This window comes from Aeribacillus sp. FSL K6-2833, assembly GCF_037965815.1.
GTDB classification, from domain to species: domain Bacteria; phylum Bacillota; class Bacilli; order Bacillales; family Aeribacillaceae; genus Aeribacillus; species Aeribacillus composti.
This window is the reverse complement of record NZ_CP150189.1, coordinates 529,442-548,138: the sequence shown is the minus strand read 5'-3', so window position 1 is coordinate 548,138 and position 18,697 is coordinate 529,442. Positions and strand designations below refer to the sequence as shown.

Annotated in this window: 17 protein-coding genes; 1 reads left to right on the top strand and 16 read right to left on the bottom strand. The window is 39.7% G+C overall.

Going from position 1 to position 18,697, the window contains the following annotated elements; translation table 11 throughout:
* Window positions 1–84: 84 nt before the first annotated feature.
* The gene (locus tag NSQ94_RS02765) at window positions 85–1,053 is read left to right on the top strand and encodes a hypothetical protein (protein ID WP_339230045.1); all 969 of its coding nucleotides are present in this window, start codon (window positions 85–87) and stop codon (window positions 1,051–1,053) included.
* A gap of 291 nt (window positions 1,054–1,344) precedes the next feature.
* Here NSQ94_RS02765 and NSQ94_RS02760 read toward each other — a convergent pair whose 3' ends face one another.
* The 16 genes from NSQ94_RS02760 to NSQ94_RS02685 all read right to left on the bottom strand — a co-directional run bounded on the left by NSQ94_RS02760 (window position 1,345) and on the right by NSQ94_RS02685 (window position 18,465).
* Window positions 1,345–2,418: an ABC transporter substrate-binding protein gene (locus NSQ94_RS02760; RefSeq protein WP_063386808.1), complete on the bottom strand. Its 1,074-nt coding sequence runs from the start codon at window positions 2,416–2,418 to the stop codon at window positions 1,345–1,347.
* On the bottom strand, window positions 2,415–3,218 hold the full coding sequence (locus NSQ94_RS02755; protein WP_066250016.1) for an ABC transporter permease: 804 nt from the start codon (window positions 3,216–3,218) through the stop codon (window positions 2,415–2,417). Before NSQ94_RS02755 ends, NSQ94_RS02760 begins: the two co-directional genes overlap by 4 nt.
* Before the next feature lie 10 nt (window positions 3,219–3,228).
* Window positions 3,229–4,020, bottom strand: coding sequence for an ABC transporter permease (locus tag NSQ94_RS02750; RefSeq protein WP_066250018.1), 792 nt, complete (start codon window positions 4,018–4,020; stop codon window positions 3,229–3,231).
* A complete protein-coding gene (locus tag NSQ94_RS02745) occupies window positions 4,010–5,089 on the bottom strand; it encodes an ABC transporter ATP-binding protein (RefSeq protein WP_339230042.1) in 1,080 nt (359 codons plus the stop codon). Before NSQ94_RS02745 ends, NSQ94_RS02750 begins: the two co-directional genes overlap by 11 nt.
* Window positions 5,090–5,116: 27 nt before the next feature.
* Window positions 5,117–5,659: an XRE family transcriptional regulator gene (locus NSQ94_RS02740; RefSeq protein ID WP_339200038.1), complete on the bottom strand. Its 543-nt coding sequence runs from the start codon at window positions 5,657–5,659 to the stop codon at window positions 5,117–5,119.
* A gap of 178 nt (window positions 5,660–5,837) precedes the next feature.
* Entirely contained in the window at window positions 5,838–6,824 is a 987-nt protein-coding gene (locus tag NSQ94_RS02735; RefSeq protein WP_063386813.1) for an HD domain-containing phosphohydrolase, read from the bottom strand.
* A gap of 63 nt (window positions 6,825–6,887) precedes the next feature.
* A complete protein-coding gene (locus tag NSQ94_RS02730) occupies window positions 6,888–7,451 on the bottom strand; it encodes a shikimate kinase (RefSeq protein WP_130157446.1) in 564 nt (187 codons plus the stop codon).
* Between the two features lie 38 nt (window positions 7,452–7,489).
* Window positions 7,490–8,506, bottom strand: coding sequence for a LacI family DNA-binding transcriptional regulator (locus tag NSQ94_RS02725; RefSeq protein ID WP_063386815.1), 1,017 nt, complete (start codon window positions 8,504–8,506; stop codon window positions 7,490–7,492).
* A 593-nt stretch (window positions 8,507–9,099) separates the two neighbouring features.
* Window positions 9,100–10,383 (bottom strand): TRAP transporter large permease subunit, encoded by a 1,284-nt coding sequence (locus NSQ94_RS02720; protein WP_063386816.1) that lies wholly within the window; start codon window positions 10,381–10,383, stop codon window positions 9,100–9,102.
* Window positions 10,384–10,968, bottom strand: a complete 585-nt coding sequence (locus tag NSQ94_RS02715; protein ID WP_339230039.1) for a TRAP transporter small permease — start codon at window positions 10,966–10,968, stop codon at window positions 10,384–10,386.
* Between the two features lie 83 nt (window positions 10,969–11,051).
* Complete coding sequence (locus NSQ94_RS02710; protein WP_066250033.1) at window positions 11,052–12,074, bottom strand: DctP family TRAP transporter solute-binding subunit; 1,023 nt, start codon at window positions 12,072–12,074, stop codon at window positions 11,052–11,054.
* 200 nt (window positions 12,075–12,274) lie between these two features.
* Window positions 12,275–12,679, bottom strand: coding sequence for a cupin domain-containing protein (locus NSQ94_RS02705; protein ID WP_242009354.1), 405 nt, complete (start codon window positions 12,677–12,679; stop codon window positions 12,275–12,277).
* A 36-nt stretch (window positions 12,680–12,715) separates the two neighbouring features.
* Window positions 12,716–14,476 (bottom strand): thiamine pyrophosphate-binding protein, encoded by a 1,761-nt coding sequence (locus NSQ94_RS02700; RefSeq protein WP_311066535.1) that lies wholly within the window; start codon window positions 14,474–14,476, stop codon window positions 12,716–12,718.
* Window positions 14,473–15,474 carry an alcohol dehydrogenase catalytic domain-containing protein gene (locus NSQ94_RS02695; RefSeq protein WP_066250038.1) on the bottom strand — a complete coding sequence of 334 codons (1,002 nt, stop codon included), beginning with the start codon at window positions 15,472–15,474 and terminating at the stop codon, window positions 14,473–14,475. Before NSQ94_RS02695 ends, NSQ94_RS02700 begins: the two co-directional genes overlap by 4 nt.
* A 26-nt stretch (window positions 15,475–15,500) precedes the next feature.
* Window positions 15,501–16,928 carry an aldehyde dehydrogenase family protein gene (locus NSQ94_RS02690; protein ID WP_339193376.1) on the bottom strand — a complete coding sequence of 476 codons (1,428 nt, stop codon included), beginning with the start codon at window positions 16,926–16,928 and terminating at the stop codon, window positions 15,501–15,503.
* Between the two features lie 181 nt (window positions 16,929–17,109).
* Entirely contained in the window at window positions 17,110–18,465 is a 1,356-nt protein-coding gene (locus NSQ94_RS02685) for a hypothetical protein (protein WP_339193377.1), read from the bottom strand.
* Window positions 18,466–18,697: the final 232 nt, after the last annotated feature.

Below are 18,697 nucleotides of genomic sequence, written 5' to 3'. Positions count from 1 at the left end.
AATATTCGAGTTTCACGAAAATCGTTTCTATAAATTTCCTATTCCAATAGTATAATAAGATATATAGTGTTGTGGAGGGATATTATGACTGAGCTTTTAGTAGGATTGATCATTGGTATTTTCATTATGTTCATCGTTGTCAATATCAATAAAACGAAGAAAAAAAGATCATTCAAGCTTGTTCAAGAGGCTGTCCCGGCAGAATTAGCCTGCCGCATTCCAGAAGGGCTGCCAATTATCTCTCGTTTGGAAGACTCTCTAAACTCAGAATATATGGAAAAAGTAAAGAAAAGAGTGTTAGCAAATCATCCTAGTTGGACCGAAACGGACTTTAACTGGCGCCTATTTGAATTAAAAAGATATTTTTTGTTGGCAGGAATTTTAAAATCAGTTCCAATGTTCAGCGATGAAGTGGATGAAATATGGCATGAAATGATTATGTTTACGAAAGAATACGAGAATTTTTCAAAAAAATTTTTTGGATCGTTTCTGCATCACAGCCCTAATGTGGAACGGACACCGATTCCTCACGAAAGAGCCCTTTTTGATTGGATGTATTTGCACTTATTTGAAATCTATCCAAACAGCACGAAGCTGTGGGGAGGCTTTTTAAAAAATCCGCTAAGCAAAACACTTTTGGAAGAAGTTCGCTCAGCTAGTGACGAAAAACTGTTTGATAAATATTTTCGTTCGTTTGACCCGATCAAACCATTACAAACAAAGCTGCTTGAACAGCTGAAAAACGATATTGAAAAAGCAGAAGAAATGAAACGGCAAAACAAATCGCTCCGCAAGGAAATAAAAACAGACGATACGTACTCGATGCTGCTGCCGGCTATGGTATTTTTATCGCTGTACGAGCAGGACAGTTATACAGAAAAAATGTCGCAGCTTTTGAATAAGGATGCAGGGACAAGCGGAGGTTCTATTTATGCATGCGGGGCTGCACTCAGCGATTCCAATGATCATTCAGGAGGTTCCGGATGCTCTTCTTCAGGATGCTCCAGTTCAAATTGCGGAAGCAGCTGCGGCGGAGGATGCGGCAGCAGCTAAGGAAATGTTCATAACCAAACTCTTTTAAAGGTGAGCGCGATGAGCAGAAACCGGCAAAGTGCCGATTCTTGTTTTCGATTTTAAAAGCCCATATGCGCATTTTTTCTATGCTGCAAACAGCTGCCCTTCAAAATACCATTAGATCTACTATGCATCCATTTTTACAGTACATAAGGGTAGCTTATGCCGTATATGTTCCAACAACAGCTCGTTCTTGCTTCAAAGATCAGATTTCGCAAAAATCATTAAAAAACCATCGCCTCCCAAATTGAGGATGGCGATGGTTTCCTTTTATTTCGAGTGCATTTTAAATTCTAAAAATAAATCATTATAATAGGAAAGCATTCGTTTCCCTAGGTTTTCATACACTTCCAATTTATCCGTTAATTCAGGGGACGGGTAAAACCGCTCATCTTCAGAAATCTCTTTCGGCAAGTATTCAAGCGCCTTTTCATTTGGAGTAGAGTAGCCGACATATTCAGCATTTTGCGCAGCCACTTTCGGGTCTAGCATAAAGTTGATAAATTTATGAGCGCCTTCTATGTTTTTGGCCGTTTTCGGAATAACCATATTATCAAACCAAAGATTAGAGCCTTCTTTCGGCACCACGTAATCTAGCTTCTCATTTTCCCACATGATATCTGCAGCATCTCCCGACCAGACGAGAGCGGCACCTGCTTCTTCGTTTGCCATCAGCATTTTGATTTCATCTCCAACGATCGCCTTCACGTTTGGAGTCAGTTTATCCAGTTTCTTTTTCGCTTCTAGCAAATGGTCTTTGTTCGTATCATTCAACGAGTAACCAAGACTGTTCAATCCCATTCCGATTACCTCTCGGGCGCCGTCGACAAGAAGTATTTGATTTTTCATATCTTTATCCCATAAATCATTCCAGCTGTCGATCTTTTTTCCCCCGAGAGCTTCCGGATTATACAAAATGCCGACCGTTCCCCAAAAATATGGAATGGAATATTTATTCCCCGGATCAAACGATAAATTTAGAAAACGGGGGTTGATATATTTTAAATTAGGAATTTTCGAATGATCAATCGGAATAAGAAGACCTTCTTCCTTCATTTTGCTAATGGCATACTCAGAAGGGACGGCAATATCAAATGTTGTTCCTCCTTGGGAAATTTTTGTCATCATCGCTTCATTTGAATCAAATGTTTGGTAAATCACTTTTATACCTGTTTCTTTTTCAAAACGGTCGATCAATTCCGGATCAATATATTCTCCCCAGTTGTAAATCGTAAGGGTATTATCACCGGAGTAGCCTTCAGATGCATTCAGTCTCGCAATAAAAAACAGGATGGCAAACGAAGCGATAAATACTATCGCAAACATCTGCACAATTTTTTTCATTTCCGTCCCCCCAATCTTCCCGGACGATTATAGCGCAGCGTGATGAAATAATAGCCGATCACAAGCAAAATCGTCAAAAGGAAAATGAGTGTTGACAAAGCATTAATGGTAAGGGAAATGCCTTGTCGAGCCATTGAATATATTTCAACAGATAAAGTGGAAAAACCATTTCCAGTAACAAAGAATGTAACGGCGAAATCGTCCAAAGAATAGGTTAAAGCCATAAAAAATCCAGCAAAAATCCCAGGGGTAATATAGGGAATTACTACTTTTGTTATGACATTCCACTGGCTCGCCCCTAAATCTCTTGCCGCATCGATTAATGTCGGGCTCATTTCCTGAAGCTTTGGCAATACCATCAATACGACAATCGGCACACTAAAGGCGATATGAGACAGCAAAACAGAAATAAAACCAAGCTGAATGCCGACAATGGTAAACAAAATTAAAAAGGAAGCTCCGATGATGACATCAGGACTGACTAATAGAACATTATTTAACGAAAGCAATGTATTTTTCACCCGTCTTGTTTTGACGGAGTAAATGGCGAGCGCACCGAAAACGCCGATGATCGTTGAAATCGCCGCAGAAAGCAAAGCAATTACAATCGTATTCAGTACAATAATCAACAGACGCACATTTTGCAGGACTTCTTTATACCAGTCCAACGTAAAATTTTCAAAATGATGCATTTTTCCGCCGCTGTTAAACGAGTAATAAATAAGGTAGAAAATCGGAGCGTATAAGATGAAAAATACGATGATTAAATATATATTTGAAACCTTCCATTTTCTGTTCATTTTTCATCCCTCACTTCCGATTTCCTGTTAAAAACATGATGATCACCATTGCAAGAATTAAAAAGACCGCAATGGTTGCTCCCATTCCCCAGTTTTGAGTAACTAGGAAATGCTGCTCTATTGCTGTGCCAAGCGTAATTACCCGGTTTCCTGCAATCAAGCGGGTAATCATAAATAACGATAATGCAGGAATAAACACTGCTTGGCATCCGGATTTAACACCGTCCAGCGTCAGCGGAAAAATGACCCGGCGGAACGTAATCCAAGGGGATGCTCCGAGATCCTTAGCTGCATCTACAAGCGTTGGATTTAATTTTTCTAAAGCATTAAAAATCGGCAAAATCATAAATGGAACGAAAATATAGACAGAAACAAACACAAAGCTGAAATCTGTAAACAATATTTGTTTAGTACCGACACCAATTAATTCCAAAAAATGATTGGCTATTCCATAGGTTCCAAAAATGCCGAGAAAGGCGTATGCTTTTAACAGCAAATTGATCCACATCGGCAAAATGATTAACAAAAGCCAAAGCTGCTTATGTTTTGTTTTCGTTAATAAAAGAGCTGTCGGATAAGCGATCAATAGCGAAAAGGCTGTAATTAAAAACGCATACCAAAATGAACTTAACGCCATTTTCAAATAAACCGGCGTGAAAAATTTCTCGTAGTTTTCAAAAGAAAATGTTCCTTCAATGTTAAAAAACGAATAATAAATGATAAGCAGAATCGGAACGACAACAAATAGTAAGATCCATAACACATATGGTAAGAAGTATAAAGCGCGAATATTACTTTTCATCGGCAACACCAATACGAGAATTTTCTTCTAAACGCATAACGTGTATTGCTTCCGGTTCAAAATAAAGACCAATTTCATCGCCAACTTCTGCCTTTTTTGTAGAATGAACAAGCCACTCGTTGCCATCCTTATCATAACAGCAAATTTCATAATGAACTCCTCTAAACAGCTGGGAATCCACATAAACCTTAAGCTTTCCTTTTTCAGGAGTTGTTATTTCCAAGTCCTCCGGTCGAATTACCACTTCTACGTCCTCGTTCGGAGCAAAGCCTTTATCAACACATTCAAACTGCTTTCCGACAAATTCAACAAGATAATCTCGAATCATTTTTCCTGCGACAATATTCGATTCTCCGATAAAGTCTGCCACAAAGCGGTTAACAGGTTCATCATAAATATCTTTCGGCGTTCCGCTTTGCTGAATTTTCCCCTTATTTAAAACAAAGATTTCATCAGACATTGCAAGAGCTTCCTCTTGGTCATGTGTGACAAAAATAAATGTAATGCCGAGCCGGCGCTGAAGCTCCCGCAGCTCGTACTGCATTTCCGTGCGCAGTTTTAAATCAAGAGCTGACAACGGTTCGTCTAACAGAAGCACTTCCGGTTCATTGACTATCGCTCTCGCAATGGCGACCCGCTGCCGCTGTCCTCCTGACATCTCCTGAATGTTCCGTTGTTCATAGCCAGATAAGTTTACAAAACGAAGGGCATCTTTTACTTTTTGTTCGATGATATCCTTTTTCATTTTTTTAATTCTAAGGCCAAAGGCAACATTTTCAAACACATTCAGATGCGGAAAAAGGGCATAATCTTGAAACACTGTATTGACTTGACGTTTGTTCGGCGTTACATGGTTAATATTTTTTCCGTTAAAATAAATCGTGCCGCTGGTCGGTTCCGTAAATCCCGCAATTAGACGGAGAATGGTTGTTTTTCCGCATCCTGAAGGTCCAAGCAACGTGTAAAATTTTCCGCGTTCGATTTCAAAACTTACATTATCCAATACTGGCAAATCATCATCATATTTTTTTGTCACTTGTTCAAAACGAATAATTGTTTTATTGTTCATGAACGTTTCCTCCAACCGCATCAAGAATTATAAATAAGATTCAGTTGCCACTAAAATTACTTGCGACATGCTTTCTGCCTCATTGACAATTTGATGCTCATCGGATGCATGATAATAAATGGATTCTCCTTCCTTTGCCACATACTTTTTTGTTCCGATCCGAACTTTTATCGTTCCTTTCAAAACATAGGCAAACGTTTCAGATAAGGATGGTTCAAAAACTTTAAACTCTCCTTTTTCAAACAACGTTAAAAGAATCGGCTCCATTTCTTTTTCATTTGATTCAGGAACAATCCATTCAACTTTATATCCTTTCTCTTGGTCAATAAATACTTTTCGTTCTTCTTTGCCGTAAACTACTTTTTGCTCGGCATCCTCATCATCGAAAAAATCTTTTGGATTGCATCCCAGCACATCCAATATATTCAGAAACGTTTCCAATGAGGGAGAGCTTAAATCTCTTTCCAATTGGGAAATGTATCCTTTAGACAAATCGGTTCGTTCGCTTAGCTCTTCTTGCGTCAGACCTTTTTTTATCCGCAAATTTCGAATTTTCCTCCCAATTTTCATCATAACAACCTCATTTGTTTAATACTAGTAAACTTTTTGTCAAAAAAAATTAATATATTTATCGAAAATTGTTTATTTCACGACGATTTATTATACACAATTACACAAAAAACACAATAAAAAATTTTCAAAAAAAGAAGGAAATTTTAGTTGATCTTCAACTAAAATTTCCTTCTTTTTAAAAATCCTTAATTGTCAGAAATGAGGCCACTACATCTGGATCAAAATGCGTATTTTGATGCTCCACTAAAAAATTCAACGCTTTTTCAATCGGCCATGCAACTTTATATGGACGGCTGCTCGTTAAAGCTTCAAACACATCGACAACCGCAACAATTCTAGCTTCTAAAGGAATTTCTGCTCCTTTCAAGTTTTTCGGATATCCCGTTCCATTCCATTTTTCATGGTGAAAGAGAATAATATTTTCGGCCACTTTATAGCTTTGCCTTAAAAAGTTATCTTTCAGTTTGCTTGTTATTTTTTTCAAAATGTCAAAGCCTATTAACGGATGCGTCTCCATAATTAAGCGTTCATATTTTGTTAGTGGTCCTGGTTTATACAAAATTCCTTCAGGTATGCCAGCTTTTCCTATATCATGCAAAATGCTGGAATAAGCAACATTTCTCATATATTCTTCTGATAAATTAAGATTATGATAGCTGTTGTGAGCATAAATGAGCTTTTCAGTTAGTTTTCGAACGTTGATCAAATGATCCTCAATGCTTGGATCTTGAATTTCACAAGAAATCGCCAGCACTTCCAATATTGATTTTTTTGTTTCTTCTATTTGCTCCTGCGGAACGTATGCTCCGCTGTCCAGCTGCTCCAATTCCCGAAAAATTCCTACAAAAAACAGTTCATCTTCTATTAGAATAGGAGTTATCGTTATAGATGAGTGCCATAATTCTCCGGATTTCTTACGATTCACAAAAACACCGGACCAAGGCTTTTTTTCCGATAATGCTTTTTTCATCGAAGCATAAGTTTGCTCCGGGGTCAAATGAGATTTAATGACACCTGCTCTTCTGCCGACAATGAAATCCTTTTTATATCCCGTTATTTGTTCATACGCATCGTTAACAGCGACGACAACATGATCTTTATCTGTCACAATGACAGCATCAGCCAGTTGAAGATAAGGAGACAATAAGTTTTCTACATTCATGTTTTTAAATCCCTTTCCCAAATCTCATCTTGCAAACTATTCATTTAAAGGGATAATCTCATATTATTGGTTCGGTTCATAGATGCTCCACGTTAATTTCACCGAATTTACAATTTCATCTGCTACTGTTTCAGGATCAAGATTATTGGTCGATACTTTTGAGTTATGGAGAGAGTATGCATTTTGCCGTTTTATAAACAATTCTTCAATTTCCTCCATTGATTTTTCCTTTAAAAGAGGGCGGTTCTCGACTAAAAGCGGCATTCGATCCTTCCAGCTGTCCCAAGATAAATCCAGTAAAAAGACGATGCAGTTTGATAAACAAGCATTGCGGACCTCTTCTTGTAAATAGGCTCCCCCTCCTAAAGATACAACCTTCAAGCGTGTGTTCGTGCAAATATCAACAATATACTCCTTTTCGATTTTTCGGAAATAATCTTCGCCAAATTTTTGAAAAATTAATGAGATGGGCATATTTTGCTTTTTTTCAATCTCCTGATCCACATCAATGAAATCTCGGTACAGCTTTTTCGCGACCAACTGGCCAATAGTCGTTTTGCCGACTCCCATAAATCCAATTAAAACAATATTTTTTTCCCGAAGAGGGATTTCTACATGTTCCTTCATAACGCATCCACTTCCCTAGATTTCTTCATCATGGTGTGTCAGCTTGACTCCCGCACTACAAGCTCAGGCTGTAAAATCAGTTTTTTTGCCTCTTCTTCATCACCTTTCATTCTCCGATGCAAGAGATCAGCAGCTTTTGCACCGAGCCGATCAGGAAAAGCTGCAATGGTTGTTAAAGAAGGGCTGAATAACGCTGACTCCGGAATATTATCAAAACCAACCACAGCCACATCTTTGCCTGGAACAATGCCTTGTTCTTTTAATCCGAGCATAACACCAGATGCAACAACATCATTATAGCAAAAAACCCCGGTTGGAGGCTGAGGATGCTGCATAACTCGCTTAATCGCCTCTATTCCCCCTTGCCTAGTTGCGGGAGATTGGACAAACAGCGATTCATCCATTTCCAGCCCGGCTTGTTCAATCGCTTCACAAAATCCTTTTTTCCGGTCTGTCCATACTGATGAATTAGAAAAACCGCCCAAAAAAGCGATGCGGCGGTGGCCTTGTTCGATTAAATGTTCAGCCGCTATCCGTCCGCCTGCAACATTATCGATTCCGACATAATCAAACGGCTCTTCTGACAGCATTTTTCTCGCTACTAAAATAACAGGAATCCCCCATTGCTTTAACCGTTCTACCATATCTGGTGAACTGCCTGGGACAGGGCTCATAATTACCCCGCCGACACGATATTCAAGCATTGTCGCAAGCAGCGCATCTTGTTTATCAGGGGAATCAAACGTCGTTCCTAATATTACGGTATATCCTTCTTTATCTAAAGCTTCGTGAACGCCCACCAATAATTCCGAGAAAAAGGGGTTGCCGATCTCTGTTATAATCAAACCAACTGTTGAAGATTGGTGGGATCGTAAATTCGCTGCAACACGATCATATATATATCCCAACTCTTTTATCGATTTTAACACTTTTTCTCTTGTTTCTTTTGAAATATTTGGGCTGCCCCGAACAACAAGGGAAGCTGTAGCCCTCGACACACCCGCGTGTTTTGCAACCTCCTGCAGCGTCACGCGGGACTGTTTTTTTCGTCCCATCTGTCTAATCACCTGCTAACGCAATTAATCAACGAATTCAGTTGAGAAAAGTATACCTTTACATTTAAAACGTTGTCAATTTGTTTATTTCCATGCTTTACGGCTTTGAAAATGTTATAAATAATCACCTCCCTTCAGGCTGCAGGAGCACCACAAATCACCTGAAAAAATGGGCTGAAGTCGGTTTATATAGACAAGATCATAGATCAAATATGTACTTCTGGCGGGAGGGAGCCGCCATATAACCGTTTCATAAATGGCTCCAAGTGATTCACCTTTGCCTGTTATATGGATACCAAATGAAAAAAGCCCCGTTCGAAAAAGAAATCGCGCGATTGGAGGCAGTGGAATATCACCAAGAGAGTGAAGCTCGATGTGCGAAAGACAGCTTTTTTGAATAGGGAAAAATTCATTCAAGTACGAGTATCTGAAGAAAATCGCAAAATAAAAGATTTAATCATAAAAAACTGCACATTATTTCAGAAAAGGAGCCAATCATTTGCTCCACCCTTCCTGAAATAATGTGCAAATTAACAATACCTTCAGTCCAATCAAAGTACCTTTTTAAATCAGATAGTAAACACTTTAAAAATCTACATATCTGTAAACCATTGAAGCGGAACGGTAACAATGGACGGAAACAGAATAAGCAGTAAAAGAACAAGTGTTTCTGCAAGTAAAAAAGGCCATATTCCTTTCATAATGTCCTCCATTCCTATCTTTCCAACCCCACAAGCGACATTTAACACAGTACCAACTGGAGGAGTGAGCAATCCAATGCAGTTGTTCAGTATAAACAGCACCCCGAAGTACACCGGATCGATTCCCGCCTTTTCAATAATAGGCATTAAAACAGGAGTTAAAATCAGAACAGTAGGCGTCAAATCCATTGCCGTACCAACTAAAAGAACTAACGCATTAATTGCTAGCAGAAGCAGCAATTTGTTCTCGATTAACGGTCCAAGCATATCCGCAGCTATTGATGGAATATTGGCTACTGTTATCAACCAAGCTGACAACATTGCTGCTGCTACAAGAAACATTACAACGCTTGTTGTTTTTGCAGCAGCTACTAACACCTTAAACAAATCTTGTATTTTAAGTTCTCGATAAACAAACAACCCGACAAATAACGCATAAAATGCAGCTACAACAGCAGCCTCTGTCGGAGTAAAAATCCCGCCCCGAAGTCCTCCAACGATAATAGCTGGAAGTAAAAGCGCCCAAATAGCCTGACGGGTAGCAGACAATACTTCTTTTGCAGATTTTCGGGGGAAGACTTCTACCTGCTCTTTTCTTACCATTAACCACCAACAGACAACCAAGCATAAACCAATAAGAAGCCCTGGAATGATCCCTCCCATAAATAATTTTGTAATCGACACGCCGCTTGTTACCCCAAAAATAATCATCGGTATGCTCGGAGGGATGATCGGGGCAATAATACCGCCGGCTGCAATGAGCCCAGCAGACCGATTTCGGTCATATCCAGCCTTGACCATCATCGGAATCAGAATAGCGCCAAGAGCCGCCGTATCCGCTACCGCTGAACCGGATAAACCGGCGAAAAGGACGCTTGCCATGATCGCTACATATCCTAATCCTCCACGAATATGACCGACAAGAGACATGGCAAAGTTAATAATTCGATTAGAAATGCCTCCTGCGTTCATCAATTCTCCCGCAAGAATAAAGAAAGGAATAGCCATCATCGGAAAACTGTTCGCCCCATTAATGAGGTTCTGTGCCATAATTTGAGTGTCAAAAATATTCAGAAAAAACATGAGAGCAACACCGCTCACCAAAAGCGCAAACGCAATAGGCATCCCCAACGCCATGACACCAATTAATGAGCTGACAAAAACAACAAAAGCCATCTACCTCTCACCTCCTGCCATCCCTTGTTTTTTCTCATGATGTAATTCCACGATTTCTTCATGAACCGCTTCCATAATTTCATCTTCCGATTCTTTCATTCGGATAAGCTTTTCAAGCGTATTTGGCCGAAAGAGAGCCTGATAAATATTAAATATTACTATTATTCCCATTCCGATACTCACCACAATACCCATTCCATACACATAAGCGAGTGGCAAATTCGTGGCAGGAGCTCTGCTTTCCAAGCTGCTCATAGTGATCTTCCAGCTTCCATCCAGAAGCAGCCACAGTACATAAAGAACAATCGCATTACTTAAAATAAATACAATTCGCTTTGCCCCAAGCGGCAGCTTTTTTAAGAGTACATCCACCCCTAAATGGTCGTTATCTTTCAAAGCACCGATGGCTCCTAAAAACACCATCCAAACAAATAGATAACGCGACATTTCTTCCGACCATGTAATGCCGGAATGAAAAGCATAACGCAATACGACATTGCCAAAGACGAGAATTGCCATGGATGCTAAACATAACGCCATTAATATCTGCAACAGCTTATCTAGCATAAATGCAACCTTTTTCAACCGTACTTCCTCCTCACTTTCAAATAATTGGAAAATAACTCTTAAGAGTGAGCACACTCCTAAGAGTTAAATAGTGTCATCATTTATTTGCCTGCCTCCAATAATTTAGCAACTAGATCTTCACCAAATTCTTTTCCGTATTTTTTATAAATTGGCTGTACTTTGTCAATAAACGCTTGCTTTTGTTCATCTGTTAACTCTGTAACAACCATCCCCTCTTTTTCAATCTCTTTAAATAATTTTTCATCTTCTTCTGCATTTAACTGACGCTGATATTCTTTCGCTTCTTCAGCTGCTTTTTTTATGATCTCTTGTTCTTCGCTGGAAAGTGTTTTCCAAAACTTTTCGCTTATTAAAAACGGGCTTGCATTATACACGTGACCGGTTTTTGTAATGTACTTTTGAACCTCATACATTTTATTAGCTGCAACGTTTCCAACAGGATTTTCCTGTCCATCGACAACCCCTTGTTCAAGTGCAGTAAACAGCTCTGTAAAAGCCATTGGAACAGGATTCGCCCCTAATTCTTTCCACAGATCAATATGAAGCTTGTTTTCAAGCGTACGAATTTTTAATCCTTTAATATCATCGACACTTTTAACCTCTTTGACGTTGTTCGTTAAATGGCGAAACCCGTTTTCCCAGTAGTTTATACCAATAACACCTGTGCCTTCCAGATCTTTCATTAATTCTTGCCCAATTTCGCCATCCAAAACTTTGTAAGCGGTTTCTCTGTCTTTAAATAAAAAAGGTAAGTCCAATACGTTAAATCTTGGAGCGAAAGATGCGATCGGCCCAGTCGACATGGTTGATCCTTGAATAGATCCCATTTTTAATCCTTCAAATACTTCTAAATCCCCTCCGAGCTGTCCGTCGGGATATACTTCAACTTTAATAGATCCATTTGTTTCTTTTTCGACGATTTCACCAAATTTATAAAGTCCTTTTGAGAGAGAGCGTTCTTTTGTAGTCGCCACTGCTAATTTCATAATTTTAGTTTCTGAAGATTTTGAGCCTGATTCATTATTTTCTCCCGAACTCGAACCGCTTGAACATCCGACTAACAGCAACAAACAAGACATTAAGATGAAAGAAATTTTTTTCATTTTTTCACACTCCTATCTTACAATCAATTTGATTTTCGAAAGGTTTATAGTTTTGATTTTATTAATAACTAGGCGTTTGGGGGAGCAGAAAAGGGCTGACATGGCATGGATTATCCTCATTTCTACCCTGTCAATAACCCCTTTCTTAGTCCATCTTTTTGAAAATGATCGTTTTTGTTTTCCTGCAAAAAATTGCTTCTTTAATCTTCTGGCAGGCTTCCTTGCGGGCTATAGCACCACAACAACCAAAGCGGTTCATTTCCTGTATTAACATGCTGGTGATATTCGCCCTCGGGTATGAACATATAGTCTCCTTCTTTAAATGGACGGCGGTTTCCATTTCCATCAACCACTTCTCCTGAACCTTTTATAACTACGTCCATTTCTTCAGATTCTGGATGGTTGTGAAGGGAGCTTGCTTCCCCGGGGGAAAAAATCGTAATTCCAGCCATAATATGTTTAGATCCTACAGTTTGCGGGGTAATCAGCTGGAAAACCTTGCGAATCTGGTTCAACTCCGGCTTATCCAGCCCTAACCATAATGTTTTAGCGTCTTGAAAAGGATCAAGAACTTTAATTTTCATGCCTGCGCTCGTTTTCGGCATAATCAATTCCTCCTTCATAATTTAATTGGAAATGTTTTAATCCACTGAAACATGGTGAACTTTCCTATCCGGGGAATAGATATCCATAATATTCCAATGTCCTGCTGTCGGCGTTGGTACATTGATCATCTCCACATCAATCACAAACGGTTTATTTGCTTCAATGGCCCGCTGCAATGCTGGCTTGAATTCCGCTGCAGCTTGAACTTTTACACCTTCCACACCGTAAGCCTTCGCAATGGCTGCATAATCAGGTGAATACGGCTTTCCATCTTTTCGAAATACCGTTCCGTAGGTTGTGTCGAAGTGGGCTTTTTCCAGTCCGGCTATGGTTCCAAAAGCATGATTGTTCATGATCACCCAGACAACCGGAATATTTTCTTCAACAGCGGTGGCAAGAAGCGCCGGATTTTGTCCGAAGCCTCCATCACCGACTAATGAAACGACCACTTTATCTGGATGCGCTATTTTTACTCCTAATGCTGCGGGCGCACCAAAGCCCATCGTGCAATAGCCCCCAGGCGTGAAAATAGTGCCCGCTTCATATACCGGAAATTGCTGTCCAACCCCATTTTTATTCCAGCCGACATCCGTTGTTATAAAAGCATTTCTTGGCAGCACTTCACGAACTTCTTGTAAAATCCGCTCCGGACGCATCGGATAGCAGTCATTGCGAATATGTTCCTCATTCTGTTTACGAAATTCTTGTTTATATTGAGAAATTTTCTGTTTCAGCTCTTTATTTTCTTTTCCCTTTGGAACGAGCTCTTTCGCCACCCGGTTTATTACGGAAAGCGCTTGTTTTAAATCTGCCACAATTCCGATTTCAGTCGGATAATTTCTTCCAATCTCGTTCGGATCAATATCAATATGAATCAATTTCGTTTTCGGAATGTTAAAGGTGTATTCCGGCTCCCAGGAGCTGCAATCCGCCTCTGAAAATCTTGTGCCGAGTGCTAAAATCAAATCTGCATGCAAACACATATCATTTACAAATTTTGTTCCCCAGAAGCCTGTCATGCCCAAGGCTAATGGATGATCGTCGGAAATGGCTCCCTTGCCCATTAATGTGTAGGCAACAGGAATGTCAAAATGTTCAGCTAATTCCTTCAATTCTTTGGAAGCATCGGCTAGCATAATGCCTCCTCCAGCATAAATCAATGGATTTTCCGCCTTGATTAGTTTCTCGACAATTTCTTTTGCAGTCTCGTTATCGATAGAAGGCTTATGCAACTTTTTCGTATGATGATTCAATTTTTCAAATAAAGCAATATCGACCTCCTTCGAGAAAATATCCATTGGCACAGATACTAAAACAGGTCCTGGTCTTCCGCTTTCAGCTAATTGAAATGCTTTTTCTAAAATTTCCGGAAACAGATCCGGCCGGTCAACCCGCCATGCACGTTTAACAAACGGGCGGTATATTTCGTATTGGGATGCATCTGCATGCAGGTTAATTTCTTGATGTGGGTGCTTTCCATAGAAATGACTCGGTACATCCCCTGCAATGACAACCATCGGAATGGAATCTAAAGCGGCATTTGCAACACCTGTTGCAGCGTTCGTCAATCCTGGTCCAAGATGGCTTAAGACAACTGCCGCTTCTTTTTTTGCCCTCGCATACCCGTCTGCCATATGTGCAGCAATTTGCTCATGCCTTACATTTACAAACTTGATGGAGCTTTTTTCTAAAGCGGCTAAAACAGCAATGTTTGTGTGGCCGCAAAGACCAAAAATATGTTCAACCCCGCGGTTTTCCAAATATTGAACGAGTTGATCGGAAACCAGCTTTTTCATAATTTTTCTGCCTCCTTAAAGCTTAAAATAACTTTTCCAGCATTTCCGGAAGCGGCCGTTTCATAAGCTTCCTTGTAGTCGGTAATGGAAAAAATTTTAGAAACAATTTGTTCGACGGAAAACTCAGGATCCCGTAGATATTCAATCGCTTGCAAATAGTCATCTGGAAATTGATAAATTATTGAACCATATATTGTGATTTCACTGCGCACAATATGAACAATCGGAAAATTCGCCTCCTGCGCCAGCCCAATCAAAACGACAGCTCCTCCTGGCTTCGCCAATTTTACAGCGCTTTCAACTGAAACCTTTGTACCGGCTGCTTCAAATACAACGTCAAACGTTTCAAGCGATTCAATCTCATGCGGCAAGAAAACTGAAATATCACCGATTTCTCTAACTAAATCAAGCTTGTGCTGATTGATGTCAATCGCTGTCACTTTTGCACCTAAATAATGGGCGAGCGCCGCTGCCAGCATTCCTTCATTCCCGCAGCCGACGACAGCTACCTTCATATTTTTTTCCACATTGACCTTTTTAAAGGCATGGACGATAACTGCGAGCGGCTCTACGAGAACTGCTTTTTTATTCGGTAAGTCATCAGGCACTGCTAAAACATATTTGGAAGAAATGTTAAACTCTTGGGCAAACCCTCCATCAATATTTACGCCTAACGATTTCTTGTTTCGGCATATATTTGTCAAACCTTTTTGGCATTGATCGCATACTCCACAAAATGTATTCGGTAAAACAACGCACCTTGTTCCAATTTTAAATGAAGCTTGTTCCCCTTTTTCCACAATCACCCCAACAAGTTCGTGGCCGGCGCGAACGGGATATTTTGCATAAGGGAGCTTTCCTTTATAAACACTTAAATCAGAACCGCAAATCCCTCCATATACTAATTGAATTTTTACCTCATCGCCTTTTGGAGCTGGAACTGAGTTGTTATGCCGCAGCTCTAGTTCGTTCGGTTTTTTTACATATAGCTCAATCAATCTGTACACCACCATGTTTGTTTCATTCAATAAGGATCTTGAAAAACAATCATCTTCATTTCTGTCATTTCCTGAATTGCATAACGTGGCCCCTCCCGGCCAATCCCGCTATTTTTCACACCGCCGTAAGGCCAATGGTCAAGCCGGAAATTTGAAGTGCCGTTGATTACAACGCCTCCTACTTCCAGCTCCTTAGCTGCTTGATAAATGACATCCATGCGGTTTGTAAATAATCCCGCTTGAAGTCCAAAGGACGAATTATTTGTTTCCGCTATTGCCTCTTCAATCGTACAATACGGAATAATGCTGACAATCGGGCCGAACACTTCTTCACATACAACTTTGCTTTGCTTCGGCGGATTCAGAAGAACAGTCGGCTCAACTGTCGCCCCATGCTGTTTTCCTCCGGTAATCAACTCGGCTCCGGATTGGACTGCTTCCTTGATCCAATTCATAACGCGTTCCGCCGCTCGTTCATCCACCAAACAGCCAATATCTGTATCCGGCGATAATGGATCTCCAACCTTTAATTGCTCCACTTTCTCTTTGAAAAGTTTTGTAAACGGCTCAACGACAGTCTCGTGTACATAAATTCTTTGAACGGAAATGCAGCTTTGACCGGAATTGCTGTAGCCTGTTAAGGCACATAAAGCTGCCGCTCTCTTTAAATCAGCATCTTCGTGTACAATGGTTGCGGCATTTCCTCCTAGCTCTAACAGCACTTTTTTCATTCCAGCCAAGTCACATATATTACGGCTGGCAGCAACTCCTCCTGTAAACGAAATAACATTGACCCGGTCATCCTGAACAATTTGCTGTCCAACTTCTGCTCCTCCGAGCACCATATTAATACCGTGTTTTGGAAAGCCTGCTTCAAGCAGAAGTTTCAGCAATTCCGCTGCAATTAAAGGCGTCTGTGGAGCGGGCTTTAACACAACACTATTTCCGGCTGCAAATGCAGGTCCGATCTTATGACAAATGAGATTTAACGGCGCATTAAATGGGGTGATAGCTGCAACAACCCCAACCGGAACACGAAACGTCACGGCCAATGCTTTTGTTCCGCGCTGCGAAGCGCTTCCTGGTATCGTTTCTCCGATCAGCCGTTTTGCTTCTTCCGCTGATTGCTCCAATGTTTCAACCGAGCGGGATACTTCATCCAATGTGTTTTTCAATGGCTTACCGAGCTCCTCGGAAATAAATTTTGCGAATGTTTCTTTTCTGCAGTCTAGCAAGGAAGATGCTTTTTTTAAAATATTGGCTCTCTCGTAAACTGGAATTCCTGCAATCTCTTTTTTTGCTTGAAATGCTGAGGATAAAGCATTTTCAACATCTTCCTTTGTTGACAGCAGCTGCTCACCGATTATTTCGCCAGAATAAGGGCTCCGCACCTGTACTACTGGCCGCCCCGAATTGATCCAACATCCGTTAATAAATGGCTGGGCTTTTCTCATCTTATCACCTGCTTATCACATCGATTTGGCTCTGGTTACTTTTTTATTAGATCGATCCAATATCCGAGCTTTTTTAGATCGATCTAAAATTCTATTAGATCGATCTAAAAAAATATTTATTGTTGAAAATTTTGAAAATAATCTCTTTTTAAGAAGATTATAAATTTTATTGTAAACGGTGTCAATACATAAAAAGCATTTCAACTAAATAAGCGACCACAATGCCGAACCCAATGTACCCTAATGCAAAAATCATATTCCATGAACCGATCCGATAAGATTGTGCCTTTAATTCATCAGACAAAATTGATACTGATATATTAAATGGGCTGAACATCACAGTCGACAAGCTGCTGCATATTAACACAATGGATAGCGGAATTGGTGGTATGTCGACTAAAAACGGCTGCAAGAGCTCTGCCAATAAAGCAAAACCTACTAAAGGGTGAAAACCAATTAAAGATGTAATGAAAAAATAAAGTCCTATTGTACTATATAAAATCAACGTCTTTTCAGTTCCTAATTCAAAAACAGGTTTTAAAAATGATAGTAATTGCGAGTCTGCCAGCATTTCTACAAATAAACCTGCTCCCAAAAACATGAAAAAGTAATTGGCTAATCCCCTTGTCCGCTCTTTCCAATGCTGGATTGCAACTGTAAAATATCTTTTTCCTTTTTTAATAAACAAAGACCAAATAGCAGAAAATGGGATAATCAATAATACAACAGAAAACAGAAAACCTTTTTGTAAAAAATGTTGAACAGTCGACACCATGAATATCAACAAAAGCAGCATTCCGATTAATTCAAAAGCTTTTTTATAACCCTTTTTCTTATTAAAAAAATGAGGCGTATGAAAGGCGATTTGGATACCTTTATATTTATACGAAGACATGAGCCAATCAAACCCAAGCATTATGATTGCCATCGAAAGCAAAATTGGAAAAATGATAAAATACTGCACTTTTGTAATGTCTATCGTTGAACTCACCATCACCTCCATCGGGCTCCAAGTAAGACATAAAGCATAGGCGCGCAGCAAGTTTTGCGAATAAAATTTCGTTAGCACTTTTTTGGGCAAATCATGCAGTATAACATTTAATGATTTAATAAGAAGGGGGGCTGTAGCAATATTTAAAAATAGACCGAGTATATGACAAACTCCTGAGCTTCGCCGATATAAATGGTTCAGATCAGCAGCTTGATCCTGAAGTAACAAGCTTAAATGTTTATCATACCTTCCGACACGAATGATGGAATTCATAAATGGCAATACAAAAAACAATGAAAGCAAACCAAGCACTTGCTCAAAATGCAAAATAAACGTATGCCATGGCTGCTTACTTTGAATAAATAAAACAAATCCAATCAATAAAAATATGGCACCTGAAATGAGATATAGTCCTCTGGCATAAACCGCTGAAATTGCGAGTGCTACCAAAGCGACAGCTCCAGTGCTATAGCTTATGACTGGAGCATGAAAAAAACGAGATAAAATATAAATAGCTATCAAAACTGTATACACAAAAATGCGCAAAACCTTTCTCTCATCCTTTCTTTCTTAAAATATACTAATACATAATCTACGGGATCTTCCCTTAACATAATACAGTCTATCAAACACATAAACATTTTTACAAAACAAAAAGTCCGGACTCGATATGCCGGCATCTTTTATATGAAAAAACGCACTCTGATAACACGCCGATCCAAAAAATATAAATGCCTCCTCTCCCAAAACGGCTTGAGAAATGGAGGCAGAAGTGAAT